The organism is Williamsia sp. R60, assembly GCF_054063855.1.
In genome coordinates, this window is record NZ_JBSSGR010000001.1 from 94352 (window position 1) to 120874 (window position 26523).

General features: G+C 67.2%; 17 protein-coding genes. 6 read left to right on the forward strand and 11 right to left on the reverse strand.

Features of this window, described 5'->3' with window-relative positions; translation table 11 throughout:
- Positions 1-594 (reverse strand): TetR/AcrR family transcriptional regulator, encoded by a 594-nt coding sequence (locus ACVWY6_RS00360; RefSeq protein ID WP_457535526.1) that lies wholly within the window; start codon positions 592-594, stop codon positions 1-3.
- A 121-nt stretch (positions 595-715) separates the two neighbouring features.
- Here ACVWY6_RS00360 and ACVWY6_RS00365 point away from each other — a divergent pair, with 121 nt between their 5' ends.
- Complete coding sequence (locus tag ACVWY6_RS00365) at positions 716-2302, forward strand: MFS transporter (RefSeq protein WP_457535528.1); 1587 nt, start codon at positions 716-718, stop codon at positions 2300-2302.
- Here ACVWY6_RS00365 and ACVWY6_RS00370 read toward each other — a convergent pair.
- The 6 genes from ACVWY6_RS00370 to ACVWY6_RS00395 form a co-directional block, all read right to left on the reverse strand.
- A complete protein-coding gene (locus ACVWY6_RS00370) occupies positions 2284-3762 on the reverse strand; it encodes a flavin-containing monooxygenase (RefSeq protein ID WP_457535530.1) in 1479 nt (492 codons plus the stop codon). The genes ACVWY6_RS00365 and ACVWY6_RS00370 overlap by 19 nt on opposite strands.
- Before the next feature lie 26 nt (positions 3763-3788).
- On the reverse strand, positions 3789-4925 hold the full coding sequence (locus ACVWY6_RS00375; RefSeq protein ID WP_317712192.1) for a PDR/VanB family oxidoreductase: 1137 nt from the start codon (positions 4923-4925) through the stop codon (positions 3789-3791).
- Positions 4922-5800 (reverse strand): metal-dependent hydrolase, encoded by an 879-nt coding sequence (locus ACVWY6_RS00380; protein WP_062796975.1) that lies wholly within the window; start codon positions 5798-5800, stop codon positions 4922-4924. Before ACVWY6_RS00380 ends, ACVWY6_RS00375 begins: the two co-directional genes overlap by 4 nt.
- A gap of 13 nt (positions 5801-5813) precedes the next feature.
- Positions 5814-7607 carry an SDR family oxidoreductase gene (locus ACVWY6_RS00385; RefSeq protein ID WP_457535532.1) on the reverse strand — a complete coding sequence of 598 codons (1794 nt, stop codon included), beginning with the start codon at positions 7605-7607 and terminating at the stop codon, positions 5814-5816.
- Between the two features lie 86 nt (positions 7608-7693).
- Complete coding sequence (locus ACVWY6_RS00390) at positions 7694-8947, reverse strand: pyridoxal phosphate-dependent aminotransferase (RefSeq protein WP_031332719.1); 1254 nt, start codon at positions 8945-8947, stop codon at positions 7694-7696.
- Positions 8948-8986: 39 nt separating this feature from the next.
- On the reverse strand, positions 8987-12412 hold the full coding sequence (locus ACVWY6_RS00395) for a heterodisulfide reductase-related iron-sulfur binding cluster (protein ID WP_457535535.1): 3426 nt from the start codon (positions 12410-12412) through the stop codon (positions 8987-8989).
- A 251-nt stretch (positions 12413-12663) separates the two neighbouring features.
- Here ACVWY6_RS00395 and ACVWY6_RS00400 point away from each other — a divergent pair, with 251 nt between their 5' ends.
- Entirely contained in the window at positions 12664-13269 is a 606-nt protein-coding gene (locus ACVWY6_RS00400; RefSeq protein WP_457535537.1) for a SanA/YdcF family protein, read from the forward strand.
- Here ACVWY6_RS00400 and ACVWY6_RS00405 read toward each other — a convergent pair.
- Positions 13209-14471: an acyltransferase gene (locus tag ACVWY6_RS00405; RefSeq protein WP_457535538.1), complete on the reverse strand. Its 1263-nt coding sequence runs from the start codon at positions 14469-14471 to the stop codon at positions 13209-13211. The genes ACVWY6_RS00400 and ACVWY6_RS00405 overlap by 61 nt on opposite strands.
- 102 nt (positions 14472-14573) lie before the next feature.
- Between ACVWY6_RS00405 and ACVWY6_RS00410 the strand changes: the two genes are divergently transcribed.
- The 3 genes from ACVWY6_RS00410 to ACVWY6_RS00420 are packed head-to-tail and all read left to right on the forward strand — an operon-like array spanning position 14574 to position 16262.
- A complete protein-coding gene (locus tag ACVWY6_RS00410) occupies positions 14574-15347 on the forward strand; it encodes a TSUP family transporter (RefSeq protein WP_457535540.1) in 774 nt (257 codons plus the stop codon).
- Positions 15348-15370: 23 nt separating this feature from the next.
- Positions 15371-15766, forward strand: coding sequence for a helix-turn-helix domain-containing protein (locus ACVWY6_RS00415; protein ID WP_457536821.1), 396 nt, complete (start codon positions 15371-15373; stop codon positions 15764-15766).
- A gap of 34 nt (positions 15767-15800) precedes the next feature.
- Complete coding sequence (locus ACVWY6_RS00420; RefSeq protein ID WP_457535542.1) at positions 15801-16262, forward strand: VOC family protein; 462 nt, start codon at positions 15801-15803, stop codon at positions 16260-16262.
- 6 nt (positions 16263-16268) lie between these two features.
- On the opposite strand, the gene ACVWY6_RS00425 is transcribed toward ACVWY6_RS00420, so the two are convergent.
- Genes ACVWY6_RS00425 through ACVWY6_RS00435 form a run of 3 tightly spaced genes read right to left on the reverse strand, consistent with a single transcriptional unit; the run spans position 16269 to position 22620 of the window.
- Positions 16269-18383, reverse strand: coding sequence for an acyltransferase family protein (locus ACVWY6_RS00425; protein WP_457536823.1), 2115 nt, complete (start codon positions 18381-18383; stop codon positions 16269-16271).
- A gap of 39 nt (positions 18384-18422) precedes the next feature.
- Positions 18423-20933, reverse strand: coding sequence for a LuxR C-terminal-related transcriptional regulator (locus tag ACVWY6_RS00430; RefSeq protein WP_457535544.1), 2511 nt, complete (start codon positions 20931-20933; stop codon positions 18423-18425).
- Entirely contained in the window at positions 20917-22620 is a 1704-nt protein-coding gene (locus ACVWY6_RS00435; RefSeq protein WP_457535546.1) for an Hsp70 family protein, read from the reverse strand. Before ACVWY6_RS00435 ends, ACVWY6_RS00430 begins: the two co-directional genes overlap by 17 nt.
- 279 nt (positions 22621-22899) lie before the next feature.
- Here ACVWY6_RS00435 and ACVWY6_RS00440 point away from each other — a divergent pair, with 279 nt between their 5' ends.
- Positions 22900-26463: an IniB N-terminal domain-containing protein gene (locus ACVWY6_RS00440; protein ID WP_457535547.1), complete on the forward strand. Its 3564-nt coding sequence runs from the start codon at positions 22900-22902 to the stop codon at positions 26461-26463.
- Positions 26464-26523: the final 60 nt, after the last annotated feature.

The following is a 26523-nucleotide window of genomic DNA, read 5'->3' on the forward strand; positions in this document are numbered from 1 at the left end:
TCAGGGTGCGACGCCTCGGCTGATCAGATCGAGGGTCTGGGTGTAGATGAACTCCCAGTGGTTGGTGGTGTCGGGAGGCCCGGCTCCATCGAGCTCCAGGCTCACGGCACCGTGCACACAGGACCAGATCTGCAGCGTGAGGTCCATCGGCTCCCCGGCCCGGATGGTGCCCGCGGCCTGTCCGTAACGAACGATCTCGGTGAGCGCACCGAGGGCTGCTTCTCCGACTTCGCCTTCGGGCGCGCACTGGCCCGAGAACATGAGCCGGTAGAGCGTCGGTGACTTGTGTGCGAAGGCGCGATAGGTGTGACCGGCGCGGTTCAACCGGACGTCGGCGTCGGAGTCGACGACGCTGCCGATCATCTTTCGAAGTTGCGAAAAGCCCTCCGTGACAAGGGCATTGATCAAACCATCCTTGCCGTCGAAGTGGTTGTAGACGCCCATCGGCGCGACCTTGGCCTCTGACGCCACCGCACGCACCGTCAGACCACGCACGCCGTGGGTGTCCAGCACGCGCAGGGCGGCATCGAGGAGCAATCCTCGGACATCTCCGGCAGGGGTCCGCGATGCCGTCCTTGGCGATTTCGATGCCACGTCGTCAATCCTTTCACACCACTTGCACGATCCCTCTTGACATCGCAGTAGCACGCTGTTCTTCTTGTATAGAACAATGTACTACAACACTAGAACAGCATCCTACTTCAGGAGAGAGTCGATGAGAAAGACAGAGCTGGTCGAACCCAAGACCGCCGCCCGGTCGCGCAATCGCTGGTGGGGCCTGGTCGCCCTCTGTGGCGCCGTGCTCCTGGTGATGATCGACAACACCATCGTCAACGTCGCGCTGCCGACCATCAGTCGGGATCTCGGCGCGAGCAACTCGGGACTGCAGTGGGTGGTGGACGCCTACACCCTCACCTTTGCCGGGCTACTGCTCACCGCAGGCCATTTCGCCGACCGATTCGGCCGTCGCAAGGTACTGGTCATAGGAATCCTCGGCTTCGCGGCGGTGTCGGTGCTCGCTGCCGAATCGAGCTCGCTCGGACAGCTCATCGCCACGCGTGCGGGGCTCGGATTGTTTGCCTCACTGGTCTTTCCGGCCACTCTGGCCATCCTGATCGGCATCTTCCCCGATCTCAAGGAGCGGGCCATCGCAGTGGGCATCTGGGCCGGCACCACCGGTATCGCCGTGGCCATCGGTCCCGTGCTCGGAGGTTGGCTGCTCGAGCACTACTCGTGGTCGTCGGTGTTCTGGGTCAATCTGCCGATCGCCGCAGCAGTGCTCGTCGGTGTTTACCTCGCGGTACCCAGCGGCGGCAAAGCTCAGCCGGGTCCGTTCGACCTCGCCGGCGCAGCGACGTCCATCGCGGGCGTGACCCTGCTGGTCTACACGCTGATCGAGGGGCCGAATCACGGGTGGGGATCGCTGCAGACCATCGGTGGATTCATCGGTGCGGCAGCGTTTTTGATCGGATTCGTGTACATCGAACTGTGCTCGCGCCATCCCATCCTGGATGTGCGCCTGTTCAACAATCGGCCGTTCGCCGTGGCCTCGGGGCTGATCGCGGTCGCATTCTTCAGCCTGTTCGGGTTCATCTTTCTGATCACCCAGTACTTCCAGGCCGTCAAGGCCTACGGCCCGCTGGAGGCAGGACTGCGCACCCTGCCGTTCGCGATCGTGATGGCCGCATTCTCGCCGCTCGCCATGGTGTTCGCCCGCAAGCTGGGGCCCGGGCGGGTTGCGGCACTGGGATCATTGACGATGGCCGCAGGGTTCGCGTTGGTTCTCCTCGCAGGCAAGGACGCCTCCTACTGGGGGCTGATCATCTGGTCGATGAGCCTGATGGCGGCGGGCCTTGCCCTGGTGCAGGGGCCGGCCACCAACATCATCACCAATTCCCTTGCACCGCAGCAGGCAGGCGCGGGCTCGGCGGTCAACGACGTGACGCGTGAAATCGGCGGCACCCTCGGGGTTGCCGTGCTCGGCTCGGTGCTGTCATCGGTCTACACATCGGGGATCGGTGACAAGCTCGATGGCAGCGGTCTGCCCCCGGAAGCCCTTGCCGCGTCCAAGGAATCGGTGATGGCCGGTGTGCAGGTTGCCTCGGCCATCCCGGGTCCCGGCGGTCAGCAGATGCTCGAGGTCATCCGTGACGCGTTTGTCGACGGGCTGCACGGTTCGGTGGTGGTGGCCGCCGTTGCTGCGGGCCTCGCCGCGCCGATCGCCTGGATCACGCTGCGCACCAGACAACTCGGTGCAGCGGTGGTGGTGGAGGACGATGCGCGTCAGGTGGAGTACTCGTAGCCGTCCTTGAGGGCTTTGCGCAGAGACAGGATCGACTCCACCCGGCTGGTCGGTCGGAGGTAGGGCGAATCACCTTGAGCGTTGATGTAGTAGGTGTTCGACCCGGCGCAGCGCGGACTCGCAAAGACCGTGCTGCGCACCTTCTTGCGCATCTTCTCGACGAACTCTTCGGTCTGCTCATCGGTTGCGCTCACCCGGCCCGCGCCGGACTCGACGGCTTTGGCGACAACCCGCACCGCGTGGGTGACACAGAGTTCGATGGTGTCGAACCACGAGAACCCGATCACGCCGTAGGGTCCCGGCGCCAGGAACAGGTTGGGGAAGTCCGGGACGGTGATGCCCTCATAGGCATGCATACGTTCCGAATCCCAGGTGTCTCCGAGATCCTGGCCGCCGATTCCGCGGATGGTGTACGGGAGATCGAAGATCTTGAAGCCGGTTGCGAGGATGAGCGCATCGATCTCCAGACGTCGGCCGTCTGCGAAAACAATTCCGCCGCCGGTGATCTCGGTGATGGGCGACGTCTCCAGGTCGACGTTGTCGCGGTTGAACGTGGGGAAGTAGTCGTTGGAGAACGACGGACGTTTGCAGGCGTAGCCGTAGCGCGGGGTGAGCTTGGTGCGCAGCTCTGGGTCTTTGACCTGACCCCGCAGGTGACGCAGGCAGAGCTTCTCCATTCCCCGAGTGATGGCGGGCAACTGCTTGTTGTAGACCACGCCGAGCGTCTCGGCGATCTCGAACGTCGAGTCGATCAGGAAACGCGGCAGCAACTGCAGTTTCGGTGCGAACCGGTACACACCGCGCAGGCGGTCGGGGATCGGCGCGTTCGGTTTGGGCAACACCCAGATGGCCGTGCGCTGCACCACGGTCAAATGCTCGACGTCGGGGGCGATGGTGGGGATGATCTGGATACCGGTGGCTCCGGTGCCGATGATCGCGACCCGCTTGCCCGTCAGGTCGTAATCGTGGTCCCAGGATGCTGATCGCAGAACCTTCCCCGAGAAGTTCTCCAGACCGGGCAGCGCGGGTGTGGCCGGGGTGGACAGCGCGCCATGGCAACTGATCAGGAACCGGGCGGTGACGGTCTCGCCGGATGCGGTGGTGACGGTCCACAGATCGGTGGTCTCGTCGAAATCGGCCGCGGTCACCGCGGTGCCGAACCGGATGTGCTCGCGAATCCCGAACCGCTCGGCGATGTCGCGGGCGTACTGCAGCAGTTCAGATCCCGGCGCGAACACCGCGGACCAATCCGGATTGAGTGCGAACTTGTAGGAGTAGGTGACCGACGGGATGTCCACCTCGACACCGGGGTATTGGTTGGCCAGCCAGGTGCCGCCGACATCGTCGTTGCGGTCGAAGATCACGTAGTCGTCGATTCCGCGCTCTTGCAACTTGATCCCGGCAGCGAGCCCGCCGAATCCGGCGCCCACGATGGCGACGGTGAATTGAGGTTCGGGCACGATGATGTCTCCGTTGCTGTTCGGGTTCAGAGGTCGAGACGAAGGTGGTCACCCTCGGCCCGCGAGACGCAGGTGAGCATCACACCGGCGTCGCGTTCTGGTTCGGTGAGGATGTTGTCGCGGTGTTCGACCTGGCCTTCGAGCACCCGGACCTTGCAGGTGCCGCAGAAGCCCTGCTGGCACGAGTACGGCACCGACGGCAGAACCCGGCGAACCGCCGCCAGTGTCGACTCGGTGGCACCGACCGCAACGTCACCGCCGGTGCTGTCCAGGGTCACCCGGAATGGCCGACCGTCGAGAACCGGTGGCGGAGAGAACCTCTCGAAGTGCAGTTCGATGTCGGCTCTGCCCGCCAGCGCGGCACGGATCGAGTTCAGCATGGGGACGGGGCCGCAGCAGTACACGGACGTTCCGGGAAGCCCCGGTGAGTCGGCGTCGTCCCCACCGAGAAGATCATGCGCGGTGGGGATGCCGTCGGTGTCGTCGGTGCGCACCGTGATCCGGTCCCCGTAGCGGGCCAGTTCGTCGACGAAGGGCAGAGAGTCGACGCTGCGGCCGGTGTACACCATCGACCAGTCCAGGCCCAGCCGCTCGGCGGCCTGCAACATCGGCAGAATCGGGGTGATGCCGATCCCGCCGGCGATGAATCGCAGTCTGCGGGCCGGCGACCCATGACCGGGCAGCGCAAGGGGAAAGGCGTTGCGCGGCCCTTTGATCCGCAGCAGGTCGCCAACCCGGAGCTGGTCATGGACCTCCACAGATCCGCCACCACCGTCCGGTATCCGCCGCACGGCGATCCGGTAGTGGTCACGATCGGCGGGGTCACCACACAGCGAGTACTCCCGCATGCGACCGGACGGCAGCAGCAGGTCGAGGTGAGCGCCGGCGTACCACGGTGTGAGCTCGCCGCCGTCGGGGTCGGCGAGGGTCAGGGCCACCACGTTCTCGTCCTCGGCCACCACCTCGCGGCCGACGATCCGCACCGTGGTGACGCGGTGGACCTCTTTCGGCACAGGCGTTTTGGTGAGAGTGCTCCACAGCGGGAACCACACCTTGCCGAGCAGTGTCGCGATCCGCATCGCCGGGTCGTGCTGATACCGGTTGTACAGATGCGGCGGCGGCGCCGTCATCGACGTCGTGTGCGGGTGGTGGCGCTGATTCATGGGTGCGCGGTCCGGGCCGCAGGTGACGTCGCGAGGTAGGCGACGGCCTGGGCCGTCGACCCCACCTCCATCGGGGAGAAGTCGCGCCGGAAGTAACTGAAGGTCGCGAAGACGATGGACCGGAGGGTGGGCAGCAGCCCGTTTCGGGCGCCGGAGAACCATCCCAGCCACAACCGGGGGTAGCTCACCTTGCCTGCCGGGTCGCCGTGGGCGATGAAGCGGATGCCGCGGTGGATGACAAAGAGCAACGCCGGCAGGGCGACCAGCATGGCCCGGCCACGTTTGAGGTAGCTGTCGCCGAAGTATGTGGCCACATCATGTGCCACACAACGATGTTCGACCTCTTCGGCGCCGTGCCACCGGAAGAGGTCGGCCATCATGGGGTCGGCGCCGTGCTCGTCCCACTTGTTGTTCAGGGCGAAGTCACCGAGTACCGCGGTGTAGTGCTCGATGGCGGCGATCAGCCAGAGCCGCTCGACGAGGTGCTTGTACCGTGCCTTCGCAGTGCCCTTCTCGGAGGGGCCGAGGATCTTTCGGAAGATCCACTCCATCTGGCGCTGGAACGGCCGGGGGTCGAGACCGTTCTCGTCGAGGAACTCCCACAGAACCCGGTCGTGGGCTTCGGCGTGCATCGCCTCCTGCCCGATGAAGCCGCGCATCGCAGCCGCGAGCACCTCGTCCTTCACCAGGGGCAGTGCCTCGTTGTATGTCTGCACGAACCAGCGTTCACCCTCTGGCAGCAGCAGATTGAGCATGCTGATCACATTGGACGACACCGGATGGTTCGGGATCCAGTGCAGCGGGGTGTTCTTCCACTCGAACTCGACGTTGCGGGCATGCAGTTCGACTGGTCCCGGATCAAAAGCGTGGGTCATCGCGGTCTCCTGTTCAGAACAACTTTGCGCGGGCCATCAGACGCGAGAGCCCGGGTGTGAAGCGGTAGATGCGGTACCAGGCGTGCGCCTCAGGGGTCACCGGTACCACCGCCTTGTTGTTCTCGATCGCGCCGAGAATCGCGGTCGCCACCTTGTCCGGCGTGTAGCCGCGGCGGCGGTACATCCCACTCATCTTGTCGCGCAACTGTTGTTGCGTGTCCGCGGTGGATCCGGCGAACTCGGTGGCCGCGACGATGTTGGTGTCGACGATGCCGGGGCAGATGGCCGAGACCCCGATGTGATGTTCGGCCAGTTCGGCTCGGAGGGATTCGCTGAACATCAGCACCCCGGCCTTGGTGGCCGCGTAGCTGCCGAGGCCCTGCTGTGGTGTGAATGCAGCTGCCGAGGCCAGGTTGACGATCTGGCCGCCGAGACCGCGTTCCACCATCGCCCGGCCGAAGACCCGGCTGCCGGTGATGACCCCGAGCAGGTTGATGTCGATCAGGCGCCGGATCTGTTCGTCGGTGGCGTCGAGGGCGTGTCCGGCGAAACCGATACCGGCGTTGTTGATCACGATGTCGGCAACTCCGTGGCGCTTGGTGACGTCGTCGGCGAATGCGGCGAACGCGTCCTGATCGGCCACGTCGAGCCGGTAGGCGGTGGCCAGGCCTCCGCTGGAAGTGATTGCGGCAGCGGTCGACTCGGCCGCGTCGAGGTTGATGTCCGCGACGATGACCTCGGCCCCGTTGCGGGCGAGCAGAATCGCCGTCTCTTTGCCGATTCCGCTACCCGCGCCGGTGATGACCGCGAGCTTGCCGGACACAGAGGTGTTCTCGCCCCGCCGGCGCGCACGCTGGATGACGGGAGACACCTCGCCCCCGCGCATCGTCTCGATGAAATCACCGGCGATCTCGGCGAGGTATCCGGGGTTCGTGTAGGGCAGCCAGTGGCCGGTCTCGGTGTCGCGACGCCAGTGCTTGTCCGTGTAGCGAGGGGTATTGGCGAAGATTGCACTGCGCAGAGCGATGTCGCGCGTGTTCACCACCTCGAACACCGGAACCGTGGTGCTGCGTGGGTTCGGATTCGCCAGTCGCGGACGGATGTTGGCGCGGTAGTACCGCAGTCCCGACACCGCGTCGGCACGGAAAGTCGGTGCGAAGGTGAGGTTCGCCGGGTCTGTGCCCTCGACGGCGGTGAGCAGCCGTTGCCACGTCGCGGGGTGCATGGCGGCGCCGAACAGCGCTTTGGGTACCACCGGGAGCTGGAACACAGCCGTGTAACTCGACGACAGCACCTGAGACAGCGCTTGTCCCAGGGACTTCGGGGTCGGGTGACGCAAACGCTCGCGAGACCATTCGCCGAGGTGGTCGAGGTTCGGTCCCGACACCGAGATGAACGAGGCGATCCGGTCGTCGGCGCCGGGAGTGCACACGGCTTCCCATGTCTGGACCGAACCCCAGTCGTGCGCGAGGACGTGAACTGCCTCGCCTGGGCTGACCTCGTCGATCACCGCGAAGAGATCGGCTGCCAACTCGGGGAGCCGGTAGGCGGCGTCGCCGTCGGGCTTGGCGCTCTCGCCGTAGCCGCGGGTGTCATAGGCAACCACGTGATAGCGCTCGGCGAGGATCGGCGCCACCGAGTGCCACAGGTGGTGGGTGTCGGGCCATCCGTGCACAAGCACCACGGTCGGGTTGTCAGATGACCGCTCGCCCAGCTCGAACACGGCCAGCTCCACGCCGCTGCGGATCACGGTGCGTGACCGCCAGGCGGGCTCGGCGGCCCTCTGAGTGCTGTCGATAGCAGTCATCAACTCCCCCTTGAGTGATTGAGTGAGTTAGACGTTACCAGTCGTCACACTTAAATCAAGAGGTGCTGAGCTGCGGTTATGTGGTTCTACTGCTTGTAACTCGCCAAGAAGTTGCCCATTCGCTGCACCGCGTCACCCAGATCGCGCGACCACGGGAGCGTGACGATGCGGAAATGGTCGGGGTTGGGCCAGTTGAATCCGGTGCCGTGCACAACAAGGATTTTCTCGCGGACCAGGAGGTCGAGGACAAACTTCTCGTCGTCGTGGATGTCGTGCACCTCGGGGTCCAGGCGTGGGAACGCGTAGAGCGCACCCATCGGCTTCACACAGCTCACGCCGGGGATCTCGTTGAGCTTCTCCCACGTGATGTCGCGTTGTTCCAGGAGCCGACCGCCGGGCAGGACAAGATCCTCGATGCTCTGGTACCCGCCGAGCGCGACCTGGATGGCGTGCTGACCCGGAACGTTTGAACACAGGCGGGTCGACGCCAGCATCTTCATGCCGTCGATGAAACCCTTCGCGTGGTCTTTCGGCCCGGTGATGGCCACCCACCCGGCCCGGTAACCGCACACCCGGTACGCCTTGGACAGGCCGTTGAACGTGAGGCACAGCAGGTCCGGCGCCAGCGACGCGAGATTGATGTGCTCGGCATCGTCGTACAGGATCTTGTCGTAGATCTCGTCGGCCAGGAGCAGCAGCGAGTGCTTGCGGGCCAATTCGACCAGCTGCGTGAGAACTTCCCGTTTGTAGACCGCGCCGGTCGGATTGTTCGGGTTGATCACCAGCAGCGCCTTGGTGCGCGGGGTGATCTTCGACTCGATGTCCGCGATGTCGGGGTTCCAGTCGTTTTCCTCGTCGCAGAGGTAGTGGATCGCCTTACCCCCGGACAACGCCGTCATCGCGGTCCACAGCGGGTAGTCGGGGGAGGGGATCAGCACCTCGTCGCCGTCGTCGAGCAACGCCTGCATGGTCATGGTGATCAACTCGGATACACCGTTGCCCAAGATCACGTCGTCGACGTCGAAGTACGGGAAGTCCGGGATCAGTTCGTAGCGGGTGACCACCGCGCGACGAGCCGGCAGCACCCCCAAGGATTCGCTGTACCCCTGGGAGTACGGCAACGCGTGGATCATGTCGCGCATGATCACGTCCGGCGCCTCGAAACCGAACTGGGCGGGATTGCCGATGTTCAGCTTCAGGATCCGATGCCCCTCCGCCTCCAGGCGAGCGGCGTGGGCCGTCACCGGTCCGCGGATCTCGTAGGCGACATTGCGGAGCTTCGCCGATTGCTCGAGTGGTTTGAGGTCGCGGTACACCGTCGACACGTGTGGTCTGCTCACCTGCTTATGGTGCCAGCCTTTCGCAAATCGTTTTCGGGTTCAGCGTTTACCAGGACGCTTCTTGCCTGCTGCGATGCCGAATCCCTTGGCCTTGGAGGGGCCTGATTCGGCCAGCGTCCGGCTGTCGGCCGGTGCGTCACCGTTGGTGGCAGCTGCGCCGTTGGTGCTCTCCGTGGCTGCTGGTGCGGCTTCTGTCACCTCAGCGGTTTCGGTTGCCTCGGCGGTCTCCTGTGCCTCAGCCGGCTCAGGCTGGGTTTCGGGCTCAGGGGTCGGCTCGGGCTGGGTTTCGGGCTCCGGGGCGGGAGCGGCCTTCGCCGCACCTGGCTTCTTCGCGCCCGGCCTCCTAGCGCTGCCGCCGATGGCTAAGCCCTTGACGGGAACGGCGGGCGACGGTTCTGATGCCCCGCCCTCCGCAGTACCCTCCGCGGCCGGTTCACTGACCTCCGGCTCGTCCACCTTCGACGGCTCGTCGGCCACCGGTGCGGGTGCGACATCCTCGTCGGGCTTGCCTGCTCCCGGCTTCGGGGCCCCGGGACGCTTGGCTCCGGGACGCTTGGCACCTCCGCCGATGGCCAGGCCCTTGACCTGAGCGGCCGGCGGCTTCTCGCCGGCCTGGCCGGTGGTGGCCGGCTCTTCGGTGACCGATGTCGCCTCGGACTCGGTCTCGGCGGTCGCCTCCGCGGCTTCGGGGGCCTCGGCTGCCGGCTTCGCCGAACCCGGCTTCTTGGCTGCGCCACCGGGCTTGGGTGCTCCCGGCCTCTTGGCGCCCCCACCGATCGACAGCCCCTTGACGGGTGCGGCCTTGGTCTCGGTGGTCTCGGCCGACTCGGTGCCTGCGGTCGCCTCCGCGGCTTCGGGGGCCTTGGCTGCCGGCTTCGCCGAACCCGGCTTCTTGGCTGCGCCACCGGGTTTCGGAGCTCCCGGCCTCTTGGCGCCGCCACCGATCGAAAGGCCCTTGGCGCCTTCGGCTGCGGGCGCGGTCGCCTTCTCGTCGGACGTCGGCTTTGCTGCGCCGCCCGGCTTCTTGGCCGCGCCACCGGGCTTGGGAGCACCGCCGCCCGGCTTCTTGGCGCCGCCGCCGATGCCCAGTCCGCCGCCGACTTTCGGCTTTTCCTTGGTGTCGGTGGCTGTGGCCGCTGCCGCCTTGGCGGGCTCGGCTGCCGGTTCCTTCTTCTCGACCGGCTTGGCCTCTGGTTCGGCGACCGGCGCCGACAATCCCAGCGACGCTGCGCCGAGGAAACGGCCGCCGCGCTTGATCTCGGGGGCGCCGCGCCTGACGGAGTCGAGGATCAGCTGCGCGACGTCGAGTACCTCGACCTTGTTCTCGAGCTCGGTGCCCGAGGTCTTCGCGGTCACGCCGTCGGTCAGCATCACGCGGCAGAACGGGCAGCCGGTGGCCACCTTCTCCGGTGAGGTGCCGAGTGCCTCGTCGACCCGGTCGAGGTTGATGCGCTTGCCGATGGTCTCTTCCATCCACATGCGGGCACCGCCGGCGCCACAGCACATCGAGCGCTCGCCGTGACGGGGCATCTCGGTCAGGTTGGCTCCGGAGGCGTCCATCAGCTCACGCGGGGCGTCGTAGACCTTGTTGTGGCGGCCCAGGAAGCAGGGGTCGTGGTAGGTGATGTCCTTGTTGACCGGGGCCACCGGGATGAGCCGCTTGTCGCGGACCAGTCGGTTGAGCAGCTGGGTGTGGTGGACCACCTCGTACTTGCCGCCGACCTGCGGGTACTCGTTGCCCAGGGTGTTGAAGCAGTGCGGGCAGGTCACAACGATCTTCTTGGCCTGCGCGGGAGCGGTGCCGAACATCTCGTCGAGGGTCTCGATGTTCTGCTGCGCCAGCATCTGGAACAGGAACTCGTTGCCTGCTCGGCGGGCGGAGTCACCGTTACAGGTTTCGCCTTCACCCAGGACGAGGAAGTCCACGGCGGCGATGTCGAGCAGTTCGGCAACGGCCTTGGTGGTCTTCTTCGCGCGGTCCTCGTAGGCGCCGGCGCAACCGACCCAGAACAGGTACTCAAAGCCTTCGAAGCTCTCGACATCCTGGCCGTACACCGGGATCTCGATGTCCATCTCGTCGATCCACTTGGTGCGGTCCTTGGAGTTCTGGCCCCACGGATTGCCCTTGTTCTCCAGGTTCTTGAACAGGCCCGCGAGTTCGGACGGGAAGTCCGACTCGATGAGCACCTGGTAGCGGCGCATGTCGATGATGTGGTCGACGTGCTCGATGTCGACCGGGCACTGTTCGACGCATGCACCGCAGTTGGTGCAGCTCCACAGGGTCTCGGTGTCGATGACCGCGCCCGTGGTGCCTTCGCTCTCGCCGACCAGCTTGCGCTCGGCCTCGTTGCGGGCGGCCTCGGGGATCGCATCGAGCTTGTCCTGCAGGACGTTTCCGTCGGCGTCGACCAGACCGATCTCGTCGCCGCTGATGTCTTTCTTGCCGCCGGCGAGGAGGTAGGGCGCCTTGGCGTAACCGTGGTCACGCAGTGAGGTGATGAGGAGCTTGGGGGAGAGCGGCTTGCCCGTATTCCATGCCGGGCACTGGCTCTGGCAGCGACCACACTCGGTACAGGTGGTGAAGTCGAGCCAGCCCTTCCAGGTGAAGTCCTCGATCTTGCCGGCACCGAATGCGTCCACGTCGGGGTCGGCGGTCTCCATGTCGAGGACCTTGCCGCCCGATGTCATCGGCCTGGCCGCGCCGAGCGCGACCCCGCCGTCGTCCTCACGCTTGAAGTAGATGTTGAAGAAGGCCGAGAAGCGGTGCCACGCCACGCCCCACGTGATGTTGCGGCCGATGACGGCGAGCCAGATCATGCCCGACATCAGTTTGATGAGCGCGAAGACCGAGACCATGGTCGGGCTGGCCGGGAGCAGCTTGGCGACCTGCATGGTGAAGAAGTCCGAGCCGGCATGTGCGTGGCCGTAGGTGGCGATCTTGCCGGCCTTCACCATGATCATGCCCAGGCCCTCGAGCAGCACGACCACCTCGACGAAGTACGCGGCGCCGAAGCGCGAGCCGGAGAACCGGGAGAGCCGCTCGGGAACCCGCGGGTGGTTGAGCTGACGGATGATGATCAGGGTGACGATGCCGACCACGGTGCCGATGCCCAGGAGCTCATCGAGTAGATGCCAGGCGAAGGTGTCGCCGAAGTACGGCCAGTGGAACTTGGCGTCGAACGTCTGGCCATAGGCCTCGAACCACAGCAGTGAACCGAGCAGGAACCCGATCATCACCAGCCAGTGGGCCCAGCCGACGGTTCGGAACTTCGCCATCCGCGTGTGGGCGATGAACTCGATCATCATCTGTTTGAAGCGAGGGAGCACCGGCGTGAACCGGGTGTTGTCCTTCTGCCCCTTGGCGATGGTGCGGAGCATCGTCCACACTCCGCGGAAAAACAGTGCCCAGCACACCAGGCTTGCCAGAGCAGCAATGGTGCCGATGGTGATCGTCGCGGTATTCACGGCGTCACGGCCTTTCTCTCTCGAACCGCCCGCCCGATATACGTCTGTTTACGCATCGCGGTCGAATGGTTCACCCGGTCGGCCTGATGGCCCCAGATGGGGCCTGGCCCTATCGCAAGCTGTGTGGCGCTCACGGCGTCGCGTTGAATCGCTCCAGCGCACGCAGTGTTCTCCACTAGGTACGTTAAGGCCTGGCTGTGCCAAGGTTTTGCGCAGGTTGTCCTAAGTTACTGATCGGTAAGGTATTTGTGATGTCCGCCATAAGTCGTTACCGAATTCTACTGCTGATCGGCGCCGGGCTGGCAGGCGTCGAGCTTGTCGTGACCATCGCCAGCACCTGGGTGTACGTGCAGGCCCATGGCCGGACGTCCGAGGCCGCCGAAGCCCCCTCGGCATCCGTGGCGCTCGTGCTGGGGGCAAAGGTGATCGACGGCGAACCCGATTCGTACGTTCGTGGCCGGCTGGACACGGCACTCGCGCTGTATCGCGACGGCCGGGTGCAGCAAGTCCTCAACTCCGGGAACGGCCGCGCGGTGGCGGGCAACGAGCCGGCGGTGATGCGCGCTTATCTCGAGCGGAACGGGGTGCCCTCGTCGGACATCATCGACGACCCCGAGGGATACGACACCGCGGCATCATGCCGTCGTGCGCACGACCTGTTCGGGGTGCGGTCGGCGCTGGTGGTCACCCAGGGTTTCCACCTCGGTCGTGCGGTGGCGCTGTGCCGCGACGCCGGTGTCGAAGCCCACGGCGTACTCGCCGAATGTGATTGTCCGACATGGACAATCGCGCGCAATCACCTGCGTGAGACAGTGCTGGCCCGACCGCGGGCATTGCTGACGGTACTGATGAGCTGAGCGACGTCGAACTTGTCTGGCATCGGCAACCGGGGCCGACCGGTCAGATACGCCGACCCGGGCATCCGGCGCAGGGCCTCCACCACAAGCAGCGAGCCGGCAAGGGTGCCGAGATACACGACGATGGTCGCCCACGGCGCGCCCATCACGTCCACCACCCACGCGACGTTGTTGCGTTGCGGGTAGAGGATGAAGAAGATCAGCAGCGCATGGAGCAGGAAGACGCTGAACGAGCGGTTCGAGGCGTACTTCACCATGCGGTCGAAACGAGGGGTGTTGCGCCGGTGATGGTCGGCCCAGTGCTGGCCGACCGCGTACAGGCACGCCACCGCGGCGACGAGGAACGGGAACAACGTGGGCTGAAAAGCGGCGCTCGCATCGATCGCACGCTGATCATCACCCCACACCCGCCACCAGAAGTTGCCGAGCGCGAACAACCCGGTCACCACCAGTGCGCTGAACAACCACCAGCCCTTGCCCTGTAGCCACAGCCGGATGTCGTCGAGATGGACCGCCGTCACCGCTCCCGCGAACACGAAGAACTGATACGGCACGAAAGTCGCGTAGTAGTGCCACCACACCCCGGCGATGCTCGCAGGTGGTTGCCAGTGCGTGATGACCACAAAACATGCCCACTGCACTGCGGCACTGACGGCGAGCAGCGCCAGATGGCGGCCACGCGTGCGGCGCACCAGCCACAGCACCAGCGGGAACAGCAGGTACACCTGCAGCATCACGAACAAGAAGTACATGTGGAACCCGGATAGGCCCCACTTGAGCAGATCCCAGAACTCCCCGAGGCTGCCGGGGATGTCACCGGTGCGCCCGTGCGCCCACATGTCCTCGACGGCCCAATACACAAAAGACCAGATCACAAACGGGAAGATGACCAGTTTCATCCGCCGGCGCCAGAAGTCCACCGACCGGAAGTCGACCCGCTCGAAGTTCTGGTACATCAGCACGAAGCCGCTGAGCGCAAAGAACATGTTGCGGGTGAAGTGGAGCAGCAGGGTGGTCGAGTTGACCGGAACGCTGTCCCATTCGTCGGTTGTCGCGGTCAGGCAGTGCACGAAGATGACCAGCGAGAAGGTGGTCGCCCGGATCAGGTCGACGTGATGTAGATACGCCCGCTTCGCGGTCGGCCGGGACCTGCTGGTGACGGTCCCAGCGCCTGCGGAATCGGCGGGGGTGGTGGCGGTCATCGTCGTACAGCATGCCGCATCCACCTGTGATTACCCTCCTCGGTGTCTGAGGGATTTGTCACGTCCACCTACTGTCCATGTGGTGTGGAAAGGCTGTGCGAGATGATTCCCGACTGGGATGTGTTGACGTTGTTGCTGGTCGCAGCCCTTGCGGCGGGCTGGATCGACGCGGTGATCGGTGGTGGCGGCCTCGTGCTGATCCCGGCGATGCTCATCGCGTTCCCCACCGTGGCACCGGCGACTGCGTTGGGCACCAACAAGCTCGCGGCGATCTGGGGCACCGGCGCGGCCGCCATCGCGTTCACCCGGGTGACCGCCGTCCCGCGACGCCTCGCCCTGATCTCCGTACCGATCGCCGGGGTGTGTGCGGCCGCCGGTGCCACCGCGGCGTCGCTGGTGTCGGCGGGAGTGATCAGGCCGCTGGTGATCGTGCTGATGCTGGCCGTCGGGATCTTCGTGGCATGCAGGCCCTCCTTCGGCCGGAGCACCGGGTCGGGCGGCCCGCTGAGCCGCCGGCAGATGATCGCCGGATGTGTCGCGTTTGCGGTGATCGGTTTCTACGACGGCATCTTCGGCCCCGGTACCGGGATGTTCCTCATCATCGCGCTCACCGTGGTGCTCTCTCGCAGCTTCATCGAGAGTGCGGCACTGGCCAAGATCGCCAACACCGCGACGAACTTCGGTGCCCTTGTGGTGTTCGCGATCCAGGGGCATGTGTGGTGGCAGCTCGGGCTGCTACTCGCGGTGGCCAATGTCGCGGGATCACTGCTGGGATCGAAGACAGTGCTGAAGCGAGGGTCAGGGGTGATCCGGGTCGCCCTGCTCGTGGTGGTCGTGGTCATGTCGGCCAAACTCGGCTGGGATCAGTTCGGGTAGTTCTTTAGGCTCTGTCCGTGGTGATGAGTCCCGGTGAGGATCAGAATCGACGGTTGCTGCGCGCCCGCGACGCGATGGATCGCGACTACGCACAGCCACTCGACGTTCCCCGTTTGGCAAAAGTGGCACACATGTCCGCCGCCCACTTCACCCGTACGTTCTGGGCCACGTTCGGGGAGACACCGCACCGGTATCTGCAGCGCCGACGCATCGAGCGAGCGATGATGTTGCTGCGCGATCCCCTGTTGCCCGTCACCGACATCGCGGCGATGGTGGGCTTCGAAAGCCTCGGGACATTCAGCCGGACGTTCCGAGCCGTGGTCGGGGAGTCGCCCAGCGGATTCCGGGCCACCGCCACGCCGGTGAAGGTGCCGGGATGCTTTGTCAGAACGTGGTCGAGACCGAGCAGTTTTGGATAAGCGGCGCGGTCACCCCTGCCCCTAACGTTGAGACATGTTCAAAAACATCAGCATTCACTCGGTCATGGTTCTCGATCAGGACGAAGCACTCGACTTCTACGTCGGGAAACTGGGCTTCGAAGTCAAAGACGACGTCGACATGGGTTTCATGCGGTGGCTCACCATCGCCCTCCCGGGAGACCCGGATCGTCAGATCCTCCTCGAGGTCCCGGGGCCGCCGGCCCACAGCGAAGAGGTGGCCGCATCGGTCCGCGACCTCGTCACCAAGGGTGCGCTGGGTGCCGCTGCCATGCTGACCACGGACGACTGCCGGAAGACCTACGACGAACTGTCCGCACTCGGTGTCGAGTTCACCGAGGAACCGACGGAGCAGCCCTACGGAATCGACTGTGCACTGAGGGATCCCTTCGGCAACCACATCCGGATCACCCAACCGGCCACGGGCCCGGTGGAGATCACCGATGACGACATCGCCCGCTGGAAGAGTGAGGCGTAGGCGGTCTCACCACCAGCCGGGTAGAGCCGTCTGCATGTCGGCGGTGAGTGCCGGGACGAGGCTGCGGACAAACGTCGCACTGAGATGGTGGAAGTCGTGCCATAGGAGGATGTTTCCGACCACCGCAGGACAGTATGTGTCGCTGCACATCGCGTCGGTGTAGTCGAGGAAACTCATGTTCGGGAACTGGGGCGCGATGTCCAGTGCGGGGTCGGTCGGTGACATCACCAGTGACCTTTCGACCCCGCACACCGACGGCTTTTTGCCCAGCGCAAGGCATTCCGGTGGACTCTCCTGGCCGACGGCCCAGGGGTTGTCGCGTACGGCGATCACCTTTTGTCCGCGGTCGCGGAACTCGGTGAAGATGTCGAGGTAGTCCTTGGGGACGAAGTCGCCGGTGACCTGACCTTCCACCGGGCGAGTGCTGTTGGTGAACACCACGTCTGGTCTGTCCACGGCCAGGCGTGCCATCACGTCACGCGACCACTCGTTGCATTGGTAGTACTTCTGGCCGAACCAGGTGAACACGTAGTCCGTGGTCAGCGGGCACCCCACCTTGAGGTAGGTGGTCACCTTGAACCCGTGCTGCAAGCCGATCGCATCGAGAGCGGTGATCCAGTACTCCGCGTGGGAGCCGCCCACCAGAGCCACAGTGCGCGTGGCGTTCACGTCGCCGTACACGCCGACTCTGATCGATCCGTCCTTCCAGCCGGAGATCACCGAGTCGTACGACGTGATGGGCCAATCTTTTTCGACCACCTGCGGACTGGGTTCGGGCTCCACCCGTGGCACCGGCACGCTGTCGAGGAACGCGCGTGCGCCGGGATACAGACGCGGATCGAGATTCTGGGTGTCCACCGTCATGTTCTGCACGTGCCGGTTCCAGCTGACGATGCCCGCCCCGGCGACCACGGTGAGTACCAGGAGAACTGCCGTCAGCACCGTCGCCGACCGTCGCCACGGCGTCTTTCCGGCCCGGATCGGGGACTCGACGTATCTGGCTGTGGCCCAGGCCAAGAGCAGTGAGACCGCAATGATCCCGGCGCCCTCGATGATGTTCGCGCTGTCTTTGTATCGCCAGGTCAGATAGAAGATCAGCAGCGGCCAGTGCCACAGATACAAGGCGTAGGCGATGGAGCCCAGCCAGACGATGGACGGGTGGGCGAGCCACGAACTGACCGCGCCGGGATCGGTGCGCTCACCGGGCGCGGTCTGGCGCGAGCCACTCCAGATCAGCAACAGGGTCGCGCCGACGGGCACCAATGCGAGCGTCGACGGATACTGCTGCACCCCGACGATCCACCAGCCGCAACTGATGATGAGCGCCAAAGCGATCAGTCCCAACAGGTTTCGCATCCACTGCGCCATCTTGAGCCGGGGCATCCACACGGCAAGGAGACCGCCGGCTATCGGTTCCCAGCAACGGGCGATGGTGTCGTAGTAGTTGAAGGGCTGGTTGATGCCGTGCCGGTGGTGGGCCCACGCAAAGGAGATCGCCGCGACACCGAGCAGGGCGGCGAACACGATCCCGCGGATGACCTTCGGTCGGCCGAAGACATCGAATCTGAGTGCGAGCCCTCTCAGGACGCCGCCGAGCGCCAATGCGGCCAGCAACGTGACCACAAAGAACTGTCCCTGCACCGACATCGACCACAGATGCTGCATCGGACTGTTCGCCGAATCGGCGGCCTGGTAGTCCTGCGATGCCAGGGCCAGGTGCCAATTCTGGTAGTAGAGCGCCGAGGCGATGGCCTCGTCGCCCAGCGGCGACCATCGGGTTCGAGGCATCAGCCACAGCGACAGCACCACGATGAACAGCAGCACCGTGAGAAGCGCGGGGAGGAGTCGTCGCGCGAGCCGCCAGAGGCGTGGCCCAGGATTGATCGCCGTCGACCACCGAGCAGCGGGAGAGCTGGTGGCCAGCACATGTTTGAGGAGCGACGCCACGAAGAAGTAGCCGGACAGGGTCAGGAAGACGTCGACTCCACCGGACACGCGGCCGAACCAGATGTGGAAGACGGCCACCAGGGTGATGGCGATGCCGCGCAGTCCGTCGAGGTCGTGGCGGTACTCGGTGGACTTTTTCGATGGCGCCCCGGACACGACTGGTGGGTCGGTCATGGTGGCGCTCACCGGGGGAATTGTTCCAGATGTTCACCTTCAGGATGAGGTGGCGCTCTGGGCTCCCCCTTGATTTGTTGTCGGGCCGTATCCCGCGGCTCTGAGCATCGACAACATCTCCGACCGGGACCCGGCGCCGAGACGACGCCGGATCCTCGCCACGTGATGCTCGACGGTCTTGCCCGAGATGAACAGGCGGGCGCCGATTTCGCGGTAGGTCAGACCGAGCAGCAGGTTTCGGGCCACCTCGGCCTCGCGTTCGGTCAACGGGCCGGCGGCCGGATGTGCGGCATCGACATGTGTTGCGGTGGCCGCGACCGCTGGTGCGCCGACGAGTCGGGCGACCTGCAGCAATGAGGTGGCCGCCTGGGTGTCGTCGACCCGGAGTGCGGCCTCGCCGGCGAGTCGAGCCGCGTCCCAAGGCAATCCGGCCTGCTCGAGCGCCGACGCGGCCTTTTTCACCTCGGCCACATCGGGTTGTCCTTGCAGCACCCGCAGCCACGCCCGGCCCGCGTCGGCAAGGGCCGCACCGAACGGTTCGCCTGCGGCGGCCTGACCGAGCTGACGTGCATAGGGGACCAGGGCCGAGGGGTCGTCCGCGAGGATGGCGGCCTGCACCCCGTACCAACTCCACGACATCGACCACGCCGGCGGCGAGCCCAGAGCCGCGAGCAAACGGTCGGCGGCCGCCACCAGGTGGGCGAGTCGCGCTGTGTCCTGCAAGCGGACCGCCGCGAGCCACAATTCGCCGAGTGGGTGCAGTGCGAACAGGTCCACCTCCATCTCGGCCACCGCGGGCACGGCGTCGCGCCACGCGGCGACCAGGGCACCCATGTCGCCGCGACGTCGGGCTATCGCCACGGCAAGGGCATGGGCCACCAGTTCGTCCCGCAGGTTCTGGGGCGTGACCTCTCCGAGGATGTCCGCGGCGGTGCTCAAGTCGCCGCCGACCATCGCCGTCCATCCGAGGAGCAGATGCTCGCGTGGGGTCTGATCGCAATCGCGCGACAGTGCGGCCTTCGCGCCGGCGAGGTCGCCACTGTGCAGACAGAGCAGCGCCGCGACGGCAGCGGCGGACTCGGGTTCGGCCCGGCGGTGCTGGGCGGAGAGGGACACCGCCCGCAGGATCGGACCGAGGGCCGCGGCCGGCGACGACGTCAACGACGCAAGCAGGCCGGAGCTGAGCAGGGTTCCGCGGGCGTGGTCGGTGGTCGGCGGCGCGGCGCCTGCGGTTGCCGAGAACTCCTCGGCCCCCGGACGATCCCCGGTCGCGAGCAGGGTCAGCACGCCGATCGTGGCGTCCGGTCCGGCGGCCTCTGGCCCCAGCCACCGGTAGAGGTCGGCCGACCGCGAATACGTTCCACGCCGTGCCGCGACCGCGGCGCCGATCCGGACGGCGTCACGGCGATCGGATGGTGAATCCGCGGCGAGGATGGTGTCGGCCAATCGGGTGGCGGTGTCGAGGTCGCCGGCCAGGGTCGCGGCATCGGCCAGCGGAACCCGGACGACACCGGGGTCGGCGCCGGCCGTCAGCGCTGCGTGCCAGAGGTCGGCCGCTTGGGGCGGGGGAGCGGTGCGGGCCGCCGACAGGAGGAGATCCGCGAGACGGCCGTCGACGACGCCCGAGCGGGCGGCGGCCAGGGCTCCGTCGACGGTCAGGGCCCCGCGGTCGAGCAGCGCGTCCACCAGCGAGCGATGGGTGGACGCGATCTGGTGTTCGCCCCGCACCGCTCGCAGAACCGGGAGAGCGGCGGGAAGGAACTCGTCGGTGCCGGTGAGGAAACCGGAACCTCTTGCCCGATCAAGGGCTTCGATGGCTGCGGTGGGGTCGAGGCCCAGGGTATCGGCGATGGTGTGCGGATCGGGCGACGGTTGCAGGGCCGCCACGGTCAGTACGTCGTGAGTGGTGGGATCAAGCGCGCGCAGCCGTTCGTGCTGCCACTTCGCGATCGCCTCCCGGGCAACCCGTTCGTCGGCGGCGGGGTCGGCTCGCAGGACGTCGAGAGCGGTGTCGATGGCTGCGCGGTTCCCGCCGGCAATTCGGCGGATGACGTCGGCCACGGGTGCGGACACGGTCCCGCCTGAACGGGCGATGATCGCGGGCGTGGGCAGTGGGCCCAGCTTGATGTCGGTGCCGAGGGCGGAGAACGTTCGCTGCACCTGCCGGATGTTGTTGTCGGACAAGCGCGGTTCGGCGGCGGCGATCACCGTGAGGTCGCCGCGGTCGGCGAGGTCGGTGAGGCGGCTCAGGCTGCCGGCTTCCCAGTGGTGCACGTCGTCGACGATGACGGCGCAGCCGGGCCGGGTGGCCTCATGCTCTGGGATCGTCGTGAAAACCTGTGTGCCGGAACGGTTCAGAAGCCGACGGCAATGCTGCAACAAGTCCGATTTACCGCTTCCGGCGACGCCGGTGACAAATGCGAGTACCGGACCGCCGGCGTGTACGGCGGACAGCAATGCTTGTGCGGCAGGCATTCCGGTGAACGCGGTGGCTCCGGGGAGGCGGTTCACCGGACTGCGGCCGACTGCGACATCACCCGCCGATTCCACCGAGGAGTCCACCAACTGCCGCGCCCGTGCCGTCCAGTACCTGGCCCGGCACACCGAGCAGACCGCCACCGGGGTTGGGGGCCGGCGCAGGCTCCGGTGCGGGAGCAGGCGCGGGGGCGGGAGCTGGAGCCGGTGCCGGGGCTGGAGCTGGAGCTGGAGCGGGCGCCGGGGCCGGGGCTCCTCCGCCGGGTGCCGGTGCGGGAGCCGGCGCACCGTTCTGGGGAGCGGTCGGCGCACCCGGCGCGGCGGGGGCGGGGGCGGCCGTACCGCCTCTGGGTGCCACCGTTGTCGGCCGTCCGTCGGCGCCGGTGGTGACCGTGCCCGGGGTCCTGCTGCCGGTTCCACCACTCGTGTCGGTGGAGGACCCGGCGGGCGAGCCGTCGGGCGCAGTCGAGGAAGCGGTCGGTGAACTCGTCACGGACGACTCTGCGGCGGCAGGCTTGGGCCCTTCGTCGTCGGTCAGGGCAGTGCCCACCGACAGGCCTCCGGCGGTGAGGAGAGCGATCGCTGCGGCGACTCCGACCACGATGGCGGTGCGCTTGCCCCGCGACATCGAGGCGGGCTCGACCTTGACGGTGCGGGGAGCCGGGGTGAGTGCGTGCGCGCCGGCGGGAACGAGCTCATCCGAAGCCGATGCATGCGCGGGGACGACCGCGACCGACGCGGCCGCGGCCGCCTTCGCCGCGGTGTGGGCGATGAGCGCGGCGCCGGTGGCGGTGGTGGTCGCCGGGTCGTTGTTGACCGCGACCGGGATACGCAGCATCGACGACGCCAATTCACTGACAAGAGGGGTGGCCGAACCGCCGCCGGTGAGCAGGATCGTGGAGACCGCGCCCAGCTCGATGTCGGCGAGCTGTAGGGCCTCGATCACCAGGGCCATCGAGCTCGCGAGGGGTGCCCGCAGCAGGTCTTCGAGCTCGGACCGGACGAGCCTGGCCTCGGTGCGGATTCCTGGAAGATCGATGGAGACAACGGTTTCGGTGTCCGAGGACAACGCCTCGCGGGCCGCCGCGCAGCGAACCCGGAGTTCGGCCAGGCCCTCCATCGTCGCCGCATCGAACGGGTCGATCGCGTCCGTGGCGCCCACCGATTCGAGCACATGACCGAGAACGAGATGGTCGAACTGGGCCCCGCTGATCTCTTCGGACTTCAGAGGGCGGCCGATGACCACCGGGTCGGCCCCGGTGCGCACCACCGCCACATCGAGTGATGAACCACCGAGGTCGTACACCACGGTGACGCCGTCGAGCTGACCCTTGTGTTCGGCGAGCGCGGCAACCGCGGCGATCGCCTCGGGAACCACGGTCACCTCCGGCATGTCCTGCCGGGCCGCGGCCGCGCGCAGGGCCTCGACGGTGTAGTCCTGCCATTCGTTCGGGCTGGCGAGCACGATCGCGTCGGCATCCCAGGCGCCGGCGTCGGCGGCGAGAGCGGCCATCGCAGCGGCGTAGAGGTCTTCACCGGTGTACTGGCGACCGTCGTCGGTCACCAGGGCAACGGGATCACCCACCCGCTCGGTGAAACCGCCGACCCGGTACGGCCCCGGCCGGTCGACGAGTTCGGGCGAGGCGTCGGGCGCCAACTCGAGAATCGGGCCGCGCACGACTGCATCACCGAGGCGATCGTCGGTACCGGGTACTGCAACACATGTGGTGCTGCCGATCTTCAAACCGAGCGATGTGGTCATGGTCTGCCGACTCCTCTGGTGCGCCTACGGCATCGACTCACCCTGTGATGCCCATCTCCCATGATGTCGCCGCAGGTAGGGATGGTGTTACCGGTTCGGCGGGTGGTCGCGGATGTGCGGGTCGATCCCCTAGACCCCCTAATGCACCGGGGGGCTTCCCCTAACGCCCCCATCAGCGACGAAGGGGGCGTTGGCCCGTTGGGCCGGCTCCGCAGAACTCATAGCGTGGAGACAATCTCAGCGGACCCACCTGGATCCGCCCGGCAACAGGAGAACGCCATGCCCAGCAACGCAGTACTCGATTTCATCCTCGGCCTCCTCCGCGACGAGAAAGCCGCCAACGCCTACTGCCTGAACCCGCAGGGCGCGCTGAACGCCGCCGGCCTGCCCGAGCTCTGCCACGCCGACATCGTCGCCGCGGCACCGATGGTTGCCGAATCCGGATTGTTCGCGGGTGGGTCGCGGTTGACCAACATCATCAATGCCGGCAAAGGCGGTGGGGGCATCGGAGCGATCAACGTCGGCGCGATCGGTGGCGGCCTCGCCGTCGGCGGTCTGCAGCTCGGGAACATCGACTTCGGCGACGTGAACTTCGGTGACATCGACCTCGGTGGCTTCGAGTTCGGGAACATCGACTTCGGAAGCATCAACTTCGGGAACTTCGGCAACTTCGACTTCGGATCGATCGACCTGGGGAACATCGATCTCGGGCTCATCGATCTCGGAGGTCTCGACCTCGGCGGGATCAACTTCGGTGACCTGGACTTCGCCGGGCAGCTCGCGGTGGTGCTGGCGGCGGCACTTGCCGGTGGTGTGGCGGTCGGCGGTGAGATCGCTGCCGGTCTCGGCGCGGCCATCGGCGCCATCGTCGGCGGTATCCTGGACCTCAGCGGTGGCCTCGGGGCGATCTTCGACCTCGACGGCGTACTGGACATCGGCGCAACCGTGGCAGCTGTCCTCGGCGCCGGACTCGGCGTCACCGGTGAATTGACCGCAGGCCTGGCCGCAGCGATCAACGCCGCTCTGGCCGTGGTCGGTGGCCTCGACCTCGACGCAGCCCTCGGCTTCGCCACCGTCATCGGCGGCGCTCTCACCGCGGCGCTCGAACTCGGTGGCGCCCTTGCCGCCGGCATCGGCGCGGCCTTCGGTGCGGTGATCGGCGGCGCGATCGGTCTCGGTGGTGCCCTCGCGGCGAACCTGGCCGCCGCACTCGCGGCCGGTCTCGATGCCGGACTGGCCCTGGGCGCGGCGCTCACCGGCGTCCTCGGCCTCGGTGCCGGTCTGGCCGCGCAGTTCGGTGCAGTCCTCGCCGGTGTCCTCGACGTCACCGGCGCGCTCACCGGTGCACTCGCCGGACTGCTCGATGCGAACCTGCTGCTGGCCCTCGCCGGCGGCCTGACGGCGACCCTGCAGGGTGCACTGGCCGCGGCCCTCGCCGTCGGGGGTGACCTCGCCGGAGAGTTCGGATTGGCCCTCGGCGCACTGCTCGGTGCCGCAGTCGAACTGGCCGGTGTCCTCGATCTCGAGGCCCTCCTTGCCGTCGACGGTGCCCTGGCTGCTGCGTTGGCCGGTGTCCTCGGACTCGGCGGCGGTCTGACCGCTGTACTGGCCGGGGCTCTCGACGCCGCCATCGGCGCGTTCGGCGCCGTCGACCTCGCGGCACTGCTCGCCGGTGGTGCCGAGCTGGGCCTGGCGCTCGGAACCGCTCTCGCCGGTGTGCTCGCAGTCGGCGGGGAGATCGCTGCCGGACTGGGCCTCGCCCTCGGTGGTGTGCTCGGCGGACTTCTCGAAGCAGACTTCGGGGCCCAGCTGGCCGGTCTGCTGGCCGGTGGCCTGGACCTGGGACTCGCACTCGGCGCGATCCTCGAAGGAGCTCTCGGACTGGGCGCTGTCGCAGACATCGCGGCCGGTTTCGGAGCTGCGCTGGCCGCGGCCTTCGGAGCCGGCGGCCTGCTGGCAGCTGACCTGACCGCACTGCTCGCCGGCGGACTCACCGCGACCCTGCAGGGCGCGCTTGTCGCCGTCCTGGCGGCCGGTGGTGACCTGGCAGGCGAGTTCGGTCTCGCGCTCGGTGGTGTCCTCGGCGCCGCGCTCGAACTGGCCGGCGCCGCAGATCTCGAAGCCCTCCTGGATGTCGACGGCGCACTGGCCGCGGCACTTGCCGGGGTGTTCGGACTCGGCGGCGGTCTCGCCGCCGGCCTGACCGGAGCGTTCGAAGCCGCCCTCGGTGCCTTCGGCGACCTCGACCTCGCCGCATTGCTCGCAGGCGGAGCCGACCTCGGTCTTGCCCTCGGCACCGCGCTGTCGGGTGTGCTGGCTGCCGGAGGCGAAGTCGCCGCCGGACTGGGTCTTGCCCTCGGCGGTGCGATCGGTGGATTGCTCGACGCCGACTTCGGCGCACAGCTCGCCGGGCTGCTGGCCGGCGGCCTCGACCTCGGGCTCGCGCTCGGCGCAATCGTGGGCGGCGCGCTCGGACTGGACGGAGCCGCGGAGATCGCCGGCGTCTTCGGTGGCGTGCTCGAAGCCGCACTCGCCGCAGGCGGCGTGATCGGGGCCGACCTCACCGCACTGCTGGCGGGCGGCCTGGCCACCGAACTCGCGGCCGCACTCGCCGGGGTCCTGGCCGTCGGTGGCGAACTCGGTGCGGAGTTCGGTGGCGTTCTCGGCGCTGTGATCGGTGCGGTCGGCGACCTCGATGCCGGTCTCGGCGCCGAACTCGTTGCCGGCCTGACCGGCGCCCTGGGCCTCGACGCGGTTCTCGACACCGATCTCGGTGCCGAGGTGGCTGCAGCGCTCGCCGCCGGTGGCGCGCTGGCCGCCACAGTGGGAGCGACCCTCGGAGCAACGATCGGCGGAGCACTGGAAGGTGCGTTGGCCGGTGAACTGGCCGGACTGCTCGAAGGTGGCCTCGACCTCGGTGGTGCCCTGGGTGTGGTCCTGGACGGCGCCCTCGACATCGACGGTGGCCTCGCCGGCGAGTTCGGCGCAGTCCTCGGCACCGCGCTCGGCGCAGCCGGTCTGGTTGCAGCCGACCTCGGCGGACTCGTGGAGACGGAAGTCGGTGCCGGGATCGGCACCGCACTGGGCGCAGGCGGCGCCCTGGTCGGCGGAATCGACGGAGCTCTTGATGCCGGCGCGGCCGGTGGACTCGCCGCTGCCGCTGCGCTGGTCGGTGGCCTCGAAGCTGCCGGGGACGCGGGCATCGCCGGAGGACTCGGCGCCGGCGCCATCGTGGGCGGCGGTGTGGAAACCGCAGTGGGTGGTGTTGTCGCCGCAGGCGGCGGATTGATCGCCGATGCCGACACCTCGGCGAACGCGCTGCTGGGTGCGGCCACCGACATCGATGCCGGTCTGGTCGGCGCGGTCGGCGGTGCTGCGGGCGGCGACCTCGATGCGGGTGGTGCCATCGGCGGTGTGGTCGGCGGTGACGCCGCAGGCGGTCTGGGACTGGGCGGCGGCGTCGAGTCCGTGCTGACCGGAGGGGCCACCGGTGAGCTCGAGAACGCTCTCGACGGCGTGGCCGGACTCGGCGGCGGCGTCGGTGCTCCCGCACCGCTGGATCTCACTGCGGACGCGGGTACCGGACCGGCCGAAGTGACCGGAGATGTGGTCGGCGGCGTGACCGGCGGAGTGGCCGACACCACCACCGGAGTGGTCGGCGGAAACGCAGGCGGCTGGTCGGACATCGACGCCGACAACGCATTCGGCACCGGTGACACCGGACTCACCGGGGCGCTCACCGGCGACAGCGGACTGACGGGCGGACTGCTCGGCGGAGCCGACGCCGACACCACCACCGACGGAGGCGGACAGGTCGACGCGGGCGGCGCCCTCGACGACTGACGGACAAGACCCGAACTCGACAACGTGAACGAGGGGTGTTGTCGCTGACCCTGTAACACC